Raw genomic sequence first — 12,553 nt, 5'->3', positions numbered from 1 at the left:
AGGCTGACCTACGGCCAGCTCGTGGAAACAGCCGCTCGCCTGCCCATACCGGAAGAAGTGGCCCTGAAAGACCCCAAAGACTTCAAAATCATTGGCAAGCCTCTTAAAAGTCTGGATGCGGCCAGTAAGGTCGACGGCAGTGCCATTTACGGGTATGACTTCAATCTGCCCGGTATGTTGACTGCCGTTGTGGCCCGCTGCCCGGTCTTCGGCGGTGAGGTTACCAGCTACGATGCCTCCGCAGCAAAGGCCGTTACCGGGGTCCGCCAGGTGACCCGAATCTCCAGCGGCGTGGCCGTCGTGGCCAACGACACCTGGGCCGCCCTCCAGGGACGCAAAGCATTAAAGATCACCTGGGATGAAGGCCCCGGTGCCAATCTCAATAGTGAGCACATCTCCCAAATGCTGAAAAAGGCCGCTCAAGCACCCGGCAAAGTCTTGCGCGATGACGGCAATGCCCCGGCGGCTTTGAATAAGGCTGCCCAAAAACTGGAGGCGGCCTATGAAGGGCCCTACCTGGATCACGCCACCATGGAACCCATGAACTGCACCGCCCGGGTACGGAATAGCGGGTGCGAGATCTGGGTCCCAACCCAGAATCCCGCTGCCGCCCAGGAAGCGGCCATGGAAATCACCGGACTGCCCGCTGATGCCGTGAAAGTGCACACTCTCTGGATAGGCGGCGCTTTCGGACGGCGGCATAAAGATGACTTTGTCAGGGATGCCGTCGAAGTCGCTAAGACCATCAACGCACCGGTAAAGGTCGTCCGGATGCGGGATGAGGATATCCAGCACGGCGGCTACCGTCCTGCCACCTACCACCAGCTCCAGGGCGGTCTGGACCGGGAAGGTCAGCCCGTGGCCTGGAGCCACCGCATATCCGGCCCCGACAGCTCTGTGGATATCACCGGCGGCGCGGTGGACCTGCCCTATGACATACCTAATATCCACGTGGACTACGTCATGTCCGACATCCCCGTTCCTACCGGCTACTGGCGTTCCGTAGCTAATTCGCAAAACGCTTTTGTCAACGAATGCTTCCTCGATGAGCTGGCTGCCGCCGCGGATAAGGATCCCTATGAGCTCCGCCGGAAGCTATTGAAGGACCACCCCCGCCACCTGGGCGTCCTGGATCTGGCAGCCGAAAAAGCCGGCTGGGGCCAGCACCTGCCCAAAGGCCGCTACCGGGGCATTGCCGTCCATGCCTGCTTCCGAAGCTACGCGGCCATCGTCGCCGAAATCTCCCTTGACCGGCAGGGCAATCTCAAGATCCATAAAATGGTATGTGCTATCGACTGCGGCACCGTTATCAATCCCGACGGTGTACGCGCCCAGGCGGAAGGCGGCATCGTCCTGGGGCTCACCGCTGCCTTGTACGGGGCCATTACCCTTGAAAATGGGTACGTTCAACAAAGCAATTTCCATAACTATAAGCTGCTGACTATGAGAGAAATGCCGGAAGTGGAAACCTACACCGTTCCCAGTGCGGAACCCCCCACGGGGGTGGGCGAGCCGCCGCTGCCCCCAACCCCACCGGCACTGGTAAACGCCATTCACGCGGCCACCGGGAAACGCATTCGCCGCCTGCCCATCGATCCCAGGGAACTTCGACGGGGATAAGCTGACAACTCAGCCTGGTGACACCATGACCTTCCGTCGTGAGGTAGTTATCGACCCTCCTCGCCGTTGAAGATAGGAAGTTGTAAGAGTCATTTATCGCCTTTGATCTACGCTTATGGCATATATAGGGTTATATTCAAACCGTATGTCCTTTAATTAAACTGAGAGTGAATCAAATGAAGAACTTCTCAAGATTAAACTGGGTCCTGTTACTGTTTCTAATGGGCTGTGCGTCTCAGAGCGCGACAGAGGGCCTCACCCTGGGGACGGTGCAAGCTTCGCTCCATCAGGGCATGAGCAAGGCTGAGGTGCAGGCCGCCCTCGGTGCTCCAAACATTATTTCCAAGGATGCCACCGGCCTTGAAGTATGGACCTATGACAAGGTGTCCAAGCAGTCCGCTTCAAGCTTTTTCCTCTTCTGGACCTCGGCCCAATCAACCCAGCGCACGCTCACCGTTCTCATCACCTTCGACGAAAACGAAAGAGTGAAGGAATACACTTATCACAGTACGGAGTTCTAAATGACCAGTCTTGTCAGTCCACATACTTCCCTGGCTAGAGTAGCCGGTATTTTTCTGCGGCTATATCTCGTCATCTTCTTGGTGGCGGGCTGCATGCCCCGGCGGCCCCCTGTATCGGTGACCGAGGCCCGCAGCATGGAAACCCGAATTGTTCAAGCCGAGTATGATAAGGTGCTCAAAGGCTCTATCAACGTGCTCCAGGACCTACGCTACACCATTGATGTCATTGATAGTAACATAGGTCTGGTTGTCGCCAGTCGGTCGACCGAAGGCGAGGAAGCGCCGTTAGCAAAGGAGCCACCTCGCACAGCGGAAGTGCCCACCTGGCAGAAGGTTTTAGGTATCACCATTATCGTTGCTATCGTAGCCGGCATTGTCTGGCTGTTAACCCGCGGCGGCGATGATGACGGTCGTGACAGTGACCGGGACCGCGGCCCGACACACGTTTACCACCATAATGGTGACCGTGATGGCCCAGCAGTTTATCAATACAAGGTGACGCTCAATATTGAATCCGTTGGCCCTAATGTGACACGAGTGCGAGTGAGTGGCAGCGGCCAGCGCGAGAGAGGGGGACAAGTTGAGGAGGCCGGACCTATCGAGGATCCCGAGTTCTTTCAAAGATTTTTCGCCAGCCTGGATAAAGCTCTCTTCCTCGAAGACTGATTTATTCCTCCTGTAATCCGAGCTGTCCGTTACAGATAGGAATGAATCTAGGCTAATTATGGGGATTTGATCCCATACCAACGCCAAGCGCTTTCTTCCCATTATTTATAAGAAGAAAGAGTATAGCCTATGTATAGACCACGGCCAAGCGACATAAATTGTGGAAGCTTGTTTACCTAAGCCTGAATACTGTCAGTCTGTTTATGAGGATTGCTGCAATGAAAAACGATCAACGTGCAACTAATAACTATGAATAGACCTATTATGTGAGATTGCTGAACAGGCGCTTTCCCACCTGAAGTGATGAAAAGTATGACTACGCGGTAGGATTTTTTGAACAATCATTTCTACTGTCTAGCACCGAAATTAGTCATAAAAGAGAAAGGTTCCGGCAGATCGAATGCCATTTTGTTGGTCATAATTGAGAGCTGGACAGCTGCCGTCAACAGTGCGGCTACCCTGTTACTGAGTTTCTTAAAGAAACACTCTAGGTATCATAATCTTATCTTTTGAATACTTTGCCTGTTAACAGAAATTACCATTACCCGGCATAAGGATCATTATTCAGTAACATAACGCTATAAACAACCTGCTCGAGCACGATTACTATCTACTCAAAATCCATTTTCTTGAAATCATCAAAGCGTTGCATTTTCTCATATCCTTCAGTAAAATAGCAGTGAGAACCACAACAAAAGTAGGGGTAATAAAATCATGTCGTACGAGAAGTTTGTACCAGTAAAGAAGGGTAAAGTCACTCAAAAACCTCCGGTAGCAAAAGTACTGAAAGGAGGTCAGATTTCCCTAAATTCGGCGGCTTACGAACAATATTTGAAAGGGGCTACCCACCTGGAACTCTACTACGATCCATCCTCCAAGAAAGTTGGGTTGCAGCCGAAAAAATACAAGACTAAAGCTGCCTTCAAAATCCGCGCTGTTGGCAAGAGTAAGTCGACCTATCGCATTAACGCCAAACCGTTAATCGAACACTATGATATTAAGCTCGGTGAAAAGATCACCGTATCACCGTCTTGGAATAGTTCCGAAAACTTGCTGGAATTATCGCTCTAGAGCCCGCTCTAAAAAGGGACGATAATCACCCTTCTTTAGCGCTGATCCTTCTCCAGAAGGTTGGTTATCTCTACACCTGGTGTGAATGCTGGGGATCACAAAGGCCAGCACTCAGGCCAGGCTAAATATTTTTATTGACGAGAAGGACCAAACCAGGCGGAGTGCTCCAGCTGTTAATCTCTTAGCTGATGGGCCTCCTGCAAGACGTGCTGAAGGTAATCCCGGTACTGGCTGGCGGGAGTGTCTTGAATAATCTCTTCCAGCCGAGCGGCATCAATATACCCCATATGAAACGCCACTTCTTCAATACAGCCGATCTTCAGCCCCTGGCGCGATTCGATGGCCTCGATGAAATTGCTCGCTTCCAATAGGCTCTGGTGAGTACCCATATCCAGCCACGCAATACCGCGGCTGAATCGCAGCACCTGAAGCTCGCCAAGTTCCAGATAGATCTTATTTATGTCGGTGATTTCTAATTCACCCCGGTCGGAAGGTTTCAGACCCTTCGCAAATTCCACCACCCGCTGGTCATAAAAATACAGTCCCGGCACAGCGTAATTCGAGCGCGGCCGCTGCGGCTTCTCCTCAATACTCAGGGCTTTGCCCCCGGCATCGAACGTTACTATGCCATAACGCTGGGGATCACGAACCGGATATGCAAATATCGTGGCCCCCCGATCCTGGGCAACTGCCTTCCGCAGCTGCTCGATGTATCCGGTACCGTAAAATACATTATCACCCAGAATCAAACAGACCGGACTCCCGGCAATGAAAGACTCGCCTACAATAAACGCCTGGGCGATACCCTCCGGCCGGGGCTGCTCCTCGTAACTGAAGCTCACACCCAGTCGAGAGCCATCCCCCAGGATCTGCTCAAACCGCGGCAAGTCGTGGGGCGTGGAAATGATCAATATATCCCGCAGACCAGCCAACATCAGCGTGGAGAGGGGATAGTAAATCATGGGCTTGTCATTTACCGGGAGCAGCTGCTTGCACACCGCCGTAGAAAGGGGATATAAACGAGTTCCCGCTCCACCCGCTAAAATGATCCCTTTCACTACTACTACTCCTCTCTAAAGACTATGCCGATATGATACCACTCGATGATTGGCAGGAAATCTGGGCCCGAACAACTTACAAAAACGAAGGCTCGACAGGTTAGCCAACCATGAATCAGCCCAGGAAAGCAAAAAATAAGGTTACCATTCCAACGGCCTCATGACCTGCGGTGACCTACGCCGAAGCTGCGAATGACAGGGCAAACTCTACGGATTAATCCGTTGAGCCAGAACGATGACTGTGATCACACTTGAGAGAAGCGCAAAGACATCGGTAATGGTCCTACCTATATCAGTCTTTGCCCTCTCTTCTTCTTCCGGTTTCTTCGTAACGGTTATAATAGCTCCATCATCCACCACCGGGTTCCTGCGAAAAAGCCACATGATTTTGCGTATTTTGAAAGTCGCACCGGATGCTTGAGTAAGGAACACACTCTCGGTTTTCTCGCCTGTCCCTCCCCCCTGCTCAAGGTAATAGGAAAGGCGCCTACCCGGCGCGTACTTAATCAAACCTTCAATAGCAACATTGCCGCGCACAGCTACAGTATTGGGTTTGGGAGGAATAATAATTTCGTCACCGGGCAACAGAGTTACATCTGCCCGCTTTTTACCCTCAATGGCATCGGCAAGATCAATTACCACCCGCTCTTTTCCGCGCATAAGACGACCACCCCTGGCATAACCGGTAGGCAATACACTGCCTGCGCGCTTGATAACATTGGATAGCGTTTCGTTCTCCTTTAAAAGGGTATATTGACCGGGGAATCTGACCTCACCGGTGACAGTGACTGTATCTTGGTAAGTATAGTCCGGGTCAGTTCGAATGTAGACGATATCCCGATGATTGAGGGGTACCTTGCGCGCCTGTTGCAGAGCCAGGGTGGTATCTTTAAGGGCAAAGCTGACCTCCCCGAGTCTCTTACTTGTCAGGGGAACCATCAGCTGGATTGCCTTTTCCCCGGGTGAATTACCGCCCTTCACCACCCGACTTAACTGCGCTTCAACCAGGTAGGCATCTTCGGTGAAACCACCAGCCTGCAGAATAAGATCTTCCACTGTCATGTTTCTCTGCAGGGAATATTGACCTGGTGCCTTTACCGCACCGTGAATGTTCACATATCTATCCATAATCTCTTCCACATAAACCGTGTATATGCGGATTCGATCGTTGGGTTGTAGGAGCTCGGAAGCCATTTCCCGTCCCTCAAGGACAGTCCCCAGGTGGAAAGGGATAATAATCTCACCCGTGCTGTTAGGCGCCTTTCTGAATAGATCTGCCCGTTCAAGAAATACATCCTTCAGATACTGCTCGTCAAGCAGTCCACCACCTTGGAAAAGGAGATCGTATACGGTCATGCTGTCCCGCCAGGCATAGACGCCAGGATTGCGCACTTGACCAACAATTTCCACCTGATAGATTTCCTCCAAGTCTTGAACAGAGTAAATCAAAACCCGATCACGTGGCAGCAAGGGCAAATTCTGGGTCGGTTGGTCCCCCAGCACTCCTTCAAGATTGATGGAAATGAAGACCTCCGTGGAATCATCCCTGGTCCTCACTAGATCCGCTTTCCCCAGGTAGGCATCTCCTGTCAGGCTGTCAGCTTTCATAATTAGATCCCGGATGGTCAGCACGGATTCATTCAGCTCATAACGTCCAGGCTGCTTAACCGCTCCAAAAATACTGACAGCATTTTCGAGAATACTCAGGATTGAAAAAACACGAATACTATCACTATCGAAAAGCTGGATATTTCTTTCCCCCGCCAATACCGGTTCTAAATCGACGTCAAGAACCTCGCGGGCAATGGAGGGATCGTTACGCTTCTCAAAGGGCACGATTCGTTCGATTTGCACCCGTTTCACGTAAGCGTTGGCAGTGAGACCACCAACATATTCCAGCAGCTGTGTGAAATGTTCTCGCTGCTTGAGCTCGTAAATGGCCGGACGTTTGACCTCTCCAGAGATGGCAACGGTTTTACCACGCAGAGGGATAAAAATGTGGTCGTTATCTTGCAGCTGTACCGGATTTGGATCGTATCCCTTCAGCAGATAATTGTAAAAATCTACCTTGGCAAGAACCTTGCCTTCTCGAATGACCTGGATATCGCGCAAACTGCCGCGCGTGAGCGGACCGCCCACGCCGTATAGAGCATTGAATATGGTCGAGTAACTGTTCAGCGAATAACCGCCCGGACGGGCCAACTCTCCAAGAATAAACACTTTGATCGGACGCAGGCGGGTGATGGTAATATCCATAAAGACTGTTGGCGGATCGGTTTCAAGACCGGCATATGTCCTGGAGAGCCAGCGTTTCATGTCCCGACGTAAACGGTCAAGGCGTTTGCCTGCCACCATGAACTGGCCTACATTAGAAACGTATACTCGCCCCTCGCGGTCGACCTGAAGATCGTACTGAAACTCAGCTGCCCCCCACACCGTGAGCCGCAGCTCATCCCCGGGCCCAACCAGATACGCCTCATCTACCGGGCCCACCGGACTGGGTTCAAAGGCTTCCGGCATCTGTTTGAACATATCATATCCAAAGTACAAGGGACGCATGAGCTTTTCACGCCCGGGGACTAATTCCAGGGTATCTACGGCGGTAGTATCAACTGCAGGTAGCATTTTCGCTTCAGTTGTGCGACGAGGTTGGCTAAGGCTCGGGAAGGCCTCTCCTGACCTCTCAAAACGGCCGGGAGCTGTTGACAGACTTGCCCGGACCCGCTGGATTTCATTCGCCACACGCAGCATTTCCTGGATTTGTGATTCCGGCACACCCAGTTGTCGCGCTCTAAGAGCTGCACGTTGGGGATTACTTAAATCAATTCCCAGACTCTCAGCTTGCAAAAGGATCTGCTCAATCGCAATTCCACGGAACTTCAACTCTTCCAGGACCTCTTTCGGAAGATCGCTCGTTCGCAATTGGGCACCGGCAGGTACTGCAAGCAGCCAGGCCAGCACAAGGATCAGGTAGGTTGAAATGGAAACGTACATGGTTTTCTTAAGGCTCATAACTCTCTGCAAAAGGCGTAAAAAATGAACTACTTGGACTCAAAAAGAAATTCTACGCATTATACATCAGAAGGTTCGCAGTTGCAAGACTCAAACAACAAATAGCTAACTAGGGCCTGGTACTGAAAAATTCAACCCAACGCCGTTTTGATTGCACTATGCAATGATGTCTGGCGCTATAAATGTAACCCTCGGCGCTCCCGGCAGTGGCTTAAAACCGGCCTCTTACTCGCCCGCCTGTGCTGCGATCACATTCAGCGCTGACCCGCCCCTGAACCACTCAATTTGAACCTCACTGAGCGTGTGCTGAAGGGTCACTGTCTCTTCGCTGCCGTCTTTATGGTGCAGCACCATTGTCACCTGTGAGCCCGGGACCAATTCAGTCAGGCCTCTGATAGAGATACGGTCGTCAACCCGGATTTTGTCATAGTCGGCAGGATCAGTAAAGGTGAGGGGTAGCACGCCCTGCTTCTTGAGATTGGTCTCGTGAATACGGGCGAAACTCTTCACAATGATCGCCCGGGCTCCCAGGTGTCTGGGCTCCATGGCGGCGTGCTCCCGGCTGGATCCCTCACCATAATTATCTTCGCCAATAACCACCCAGCCAATGCTATTAGCCTTGTAGCTGCGGGCAATGTCGCTGAGCTTGGCACCCTCCTCACCGGTGACCAGATTCTTACCTACACCGATTTCACCACTGTAGGCATTGGTCACGCCGGAGAACAGGTTGTTGCTGATGTTATCCAGGTGTCCCCTGAATCGGAGCCATGGACCCGCCGGTGAAATGTGGTCGGTGGTGCACTTCCCCTTCACCTTCGCCAGTAACTGTAAGTCCTCCAGGTCCGATCCTTCCCAGGCCGAAAACGGCTCCAATAGTTGAAGGCGTTCGCTGTCCGGCTTGATGGCAATGTGAATCTTCGTGCCATCCTCGACAGGCGGTTCGTATCCCGCCTGACCGGGATCGAATCCGGCCGTTGGCAATTCATCGCCTTCGGGCGGGGCTAATTTCAACCCGCCCTTTTCATCGGACAGGGGATCAGTAAGGGGATTGAACGAGAGCCGGCCCGCCAGCGCCAGGGCCGTCACGATCTCCGGGCTGGCAATGAAGGCCAGCGTGTCGGGATTGCCGTCGTTCCGCCGCGCAAAATTACGGTTGAACGAGGTCACAATTGTATTCTTCTCTCCCTTCGGAACATCCGTCCGATTCCACTGCCCGATGCAGGGCCCACAGGCGTTGGCCAGGACAAGTCCACCGATCTTGGTGAGGGTGTCCAGCTGCCCATCGCGCTCAATGGTAGCCCGGATCTGCTCGGAACCGGGTGTGATCATGAAGCCGGTGCGGGCTTTCAGTCCTGCCGCCAGGGCCTGATTCGCCACGTGGGCGGCCCGGCTGATATCCTCGTACGATGAGTTGGTACAGCTGCCGATAAGGGCCACCTTGATCTCATCCGGATAGTCGTTCGCTTGCACTGCTTGAGCCATCTGGGAGATGGGCCGGGCCAGGTCCGGCGTAAAGGGACCCACGAGGTGCGGCTCCAGGGCCGAAAGATTAATCTCGATGATCTCATCGTAGACCTCATCCGGGTGATGCTCCGCTTCAGGATCGGCCTGCAGGTACTCGCGGTGCCGGTCGGCCCGGTCGGCTACCTCGGCCCGCCCGGTGGCGCGCAAATAGACTGACATGCGCTCGTCGTAGGGGAAAACGGAGGTGGTGGCCCCGATCTCGGCGCCCATGTTGGTGATAGTTCCTTTGCCGGTGGCGCTGATGGAGCGCGCGCCGGGACCGAAGTACTCCACGATCTTGCCGGTGCCCCCCTTCACGGTCAGCAGTCCGGCCAGCTTCAGGATCACGTCCTTGGGCGCCGTCCAGCCACCTAAACTGCCGGTAAGATGCACCCCGATCAGCCCCGGCCACTTCAACTCCCAGGGCAGATCAGCCATGACGTCCACTGCGTCAGCACCACCTACACCGACAGCCAGCATCCCCAGCCCGCCGGCATTGGGGGTGTGCGAGTCCGTCCCGATCATCAGCCCGCCCGGGAAAGCATAGTTCTCGAATACCACCTGGTGGATAATCCCGGCCCCGGGCCGCCAGAATCCAATCCCGTACTTGTTGGACACACTTTTGAGGAAGGCGTAGACCTCTTCGTTCTCGGTCAGGGCATTGGGTAGGTCGGCGCTGGCGCCGGTTTGAGCGCGAATGAGGTGGTCGCAGTGAACGGTGGTCGGCACCGCGGTGGTGCTGCGCCCGCTGCGCATGAACTGCAATAGGGCCATCTGGGCGGTAGCGTCCTGGAGAGCTACCCGGTCAGGCCGCAGGTTGACGTAAGAGACACTCCGCTCCGGGGGCTTTTTGCCAACTCCTTCGGAAAGGTGCCCGAATAAAATCTTTTCGGTGAACGCCAGGGGGCGGCCCAGCCGCTTCCGGGCCTGCTTCACGGCCTCCTTCAGGCGCGGATATAAATCTTCAACAAGCTTGAGGGTCTCTGCTTCCATTCGTAATTAATCCTTCCTTGTGCGGCAGCCCTGCCACCGGTCAAGGCGGCTAAACAGTCAGCGGAAATTTAGCATGATTTGTAGGTAGTGGCGAAGCTTCAGCGGGGAAAATGGCAGTTAGCTAGTGTGGCGGATGCTCTGAGGAGTGGCTCAGCGGTAGCTTTTACTGAAACCTCATTATTCACCTAAGGCTTCAAGATCAGCAAGATCCTTTTTCCTTCCTAACTCACGTTTATTCAATATAAACTGTTCACGGCCAATATAATGAACGGGAACCTCGCCGTATGTGTCTTTAACCCTTCCTGAGAAAGCCTCTTCCCACGAAACCCCGGTAATTGACGTGAGCAGGTCCACCCTGACTGGTGGGACGCCCAGCTGTATGACCTTATCCGGGCTCTCAAAATCCTCCGGTTTCAAGCCAACCGATCCGAAACCGAAGTCTTTCAAAGCTGCCAGAATTCGTTTAGCATTCGATGAGCCCGGTTTAACCAGAATATCCATATCACCCGTATACCGCGGTGCACCATGAAAGGCCAGGGCATAGGCCCCCACGATCAGGTAATCAACCTTTTGTTCGTTGAATAACGCGAGCAGTTCTCTGAAGTCGGATTGAACTTCCATGGTATTGGGTCCTGAGATAATCTACGGCTGCAACTCGTTCCTTGGGGCTTTTTTTCAACCAGAATGCCAGGTCTTCTTTTATAGATGATGCTTTGCTCAGGCTGCGCTTGGTGACGACTTTTTTAATCATCTTTAAAGCTTCCGCTCAAACAACTTGTCAGGCAACCGAAATTTCCAGTTTCTCTACGGCCTTCAAGTCAACCTGGCTCCTGGCACGCCACAGGTCATAGTTGTCCTGCAGGGCGAGCCAGCTCTCGGCCGAGCGACCCAGGGTTTTCGACAGCCGCAACGCCATCTCAGGGCTGACATTGCTTTCGCCGTTAATCAGGCGGTTAAACGTCGAAGGCGAAACCTTAAGCTTTTCAGCGACGCGGCGGGTGCTTATACCGAACGGCTCCAGGTAGACCTCCCGGATAAATTCGCCCGGATGGGGCGGGTTATGCATCCTCATTAATTGTAGTTCTCATAATTAACGTCGTAAACGTTACTTTCATGTAATCGAAAGGTCACGCGCCAGTTTCCGCTCATGTTTATCGCCCACAAACATTTATACTCCCCCTTTAACGGATGGAGCCGGAATCCCGGGATATCCATGTCGTCAATGGCCATAGTCGCTCGTTAGGGGACACTAAATTTTCGGAGTAGCTTTCTGAGTGGCTTCTCTGTTAATTGGTTCAACAAGTTGGCAATATCCTGCATGTCTAATTTTATTAGCTGGATCTCGTTGGCCACATTCATGAAACCGAGAAACTCGTAGGTGTATATTGCGTTGTTATGTAAGAAAAATCTTTGTCGGAGCTTGTTGTACTCACGGTAATACTTGTTGATGAGATCCTCGTTGGAAAACCATCTCCTGACCTTTTCAGCCCCTTCCAGATTACCCGTTTCTTGCCACTTTCCCGGTGCTACTCTATGAATAAAATTCTCCATATCCTTAATGAAGATCTCATCTCTAATGTAATAATAGGTATCTTTGTCGATGATAAAATCTTCTTCTTTTAGTTTGTTGAGCGCCAACTCGGCCTCATCAGGTCCCATTTGAACTACGATTTTCATTATTAGCTCCCCTATTGTCGCCTAACAGGTGGAATCAGTAGTGCGCTTTACTACGTCCGCTGCATTGCAAGGTTATGAGTGCCAATTCCTGTTATCGCAACGCTCAAGTAAATTAAAATTCATGCTCATTATCGTCATATAGATAGTCCACAGGCTTGAATCCTCTCTCGATCAATTGCTTATCCTTCCGTGCTCGATGAAACGCTCGAGCTAATCGTAAAATCAAATCAACATTGTGCGCACTTTTAACTTCCATCTCTAAAATATTTCCTCCTAATAAAAAAAAGGTCCTGCTGTCTTAGAATTTCGCTCACTGTATCCATGAGACCATCAATATCTTTCGTGCTCAAGGGATAACGCTTGTAAAGAGCTTGTGGATTATTGAAGTAGGCTGCATCCGAATGTGCTAATGCTCTATCCCTCTGGGCTTTA

General features: G+C 52.4%; 12 protein-coding genes. 4 read left to right on the top strand and 8 right to left on the bottom strand.

Annotation, left to right across the window (positions count from 1 at the left end; translation table 11 throughout):
- The 4 genes from ACETWG_07015 to ACETWG_07000 form a co-directional block, all read left to right on the top strand.
- A partial coding sequence (locus ACETWG_07015; protein ID MFB0516337.1) for a xanthine dehydrogenase family protein molybdopterin-binding subunit occupies nt 1–1,620 on the top strand: 1,620 nt, incomplete at its 5' end.
- 176 nt (nt 1,621–1,796) lie between these two features.
- A complete protein-coding gene (bamE, locus tag ACETWG_07010; protein MFB0516336.1) occupies nt 1,797–2,141 on the top strand; it encodes an outer membrane protein assembly factor BamE in 345 nt (114 codons plus the stop codon).
- A complete protein-coding gene (locus ACETWG_07005; protein ID MFB0516335.1) occupies nt 2,142–2,807 on the top strand; it encodes a hypothetical protein in 666 nt (221 codons plus the stop codon). It begins immediately after the preceding gene.
- 714 nt (nt 2,808–3,521) lie between these two features.
- Nucleotides 3,522–3,878, top strand: a complete 357-nt coding sequence (locus ACETWG_07000) for a hypothetical protein (protein MFB0516334.1) — start codon at nt 3,522–3,524, stop codon at nt 3,876–3,878.
- 173 nt (nt 3,879–4,051) lie between these two features.
- On the opposite strand, the gene rfbA is transcribed toward ACETWG_07000, so the two are convergent.
- From rfbA to ACETWG_06960, 8 genes are all read right to left on the bottom strand, one after another.
- On the bottom strand, nt 4,052–4,936 hold the full coding sequence (rfbA, locus tag ACETWG_06995) for a glucose-1-phosphate thymidylyltransferase RfbA (GenBank protein MFB0516333.1): 885 nt from the start codon (nt 4,934–4,936) through the stop codon (nt 4,052–4,054).
- Between the two features lie 207 nt (nt 4,937–5,143).
- A complete protein-coding gene (locus ACETWG_06990; protein MFB0516332.1) occupies nt 5,144–7,948 on the bottom strand; it encodes an SLBB domain-containing protein in 2,805 nt (934 codons plus the stop codon).
- Nucleotides 7,949–8,173: 225 nt separating this feature from the next.
- Nucleotides 8,174–10,444, bottom strand: a complete 2,271-nt coding sequence (locus ACETWG_06985) for an aconitate hydratase (GenBank protein ID MFB0516331.1) — start codon at nt 10,442–10,444, stop codon at nt 8,174–8,176.
- A gap of 177 nt (nt 10,445–10,621) precedes the next feature.
- On the bottom strand, nt 10,622–11,065 hold the full coding sequence (locus tag ACETWG_06980; GenBank protein ID MFB0516330.1) for a hypothetical protein: 444 nt from the start codon (nt 11,063–11,065) through the stop codon (nt 10,622–10,624).
- A gap of 157 nt (nt 11,066–11,222) precedes the next feature.
- Complete coding sequence (locus ACETWG_06975; protein ID MFB0516329.1) at nt 11,223–11,516, bottom strand: HigA family addiction module antitoxin; 294 nt, start codon at nt 11,514–11,516, stop codon at nt 11,223–11,225.
- Nucleotides 11,516–11,674, bottom strand: a complete 159-nt coding sequence (locus ACETWG_06970; protein ID MFB0516328.1) for a type II toxin-antitoxin system RelE/ParE family toxin — start codon at nt 11,672–11,674, stop codon at nt 11,516–11,518. Before ACETWG_06970 ends, ACETWG_06975 begins: the two co-directional genes overlap by 1 nt.
- 9 nt (nt 11,675–11,683) lie before the next feature.
- On the bottom strand, nt 11,684–12,121 hold the full coding sequence (locus tag ACETWG_06965; GenBank protein MFB0516327.1) for a hypothetical protein: 438 nt from the start codon (nt 12,119–12,121) through the stop codon (nt 11,684–11,686).
- 245 nt (nt 12,122–12,366) lie between these two features.
- Nucleotides 12,367–12,553, bottom strand: a 187-nt coding sequence (locus tag ACETWG_06960) for a hypothetical protein (GenBank protein ID MFB0516326.1), incomplete at its 5' end; no start/stop codon positions are given.

The organism is Candidatus Neomarinimicrobiota bacterium (assembly GCA_041862535.1).
In the GTDB taxonomy this organism is placed as follows: domain Bacteria; phylum Fidelibacterota; class Marinisomatia; order SCGC-AAA003-L08; family TS1B11.
Note: the sequence above shows the minus strand (reverse complement) of the source record. Positions and strands in the feature narration are given on the sequence as shown.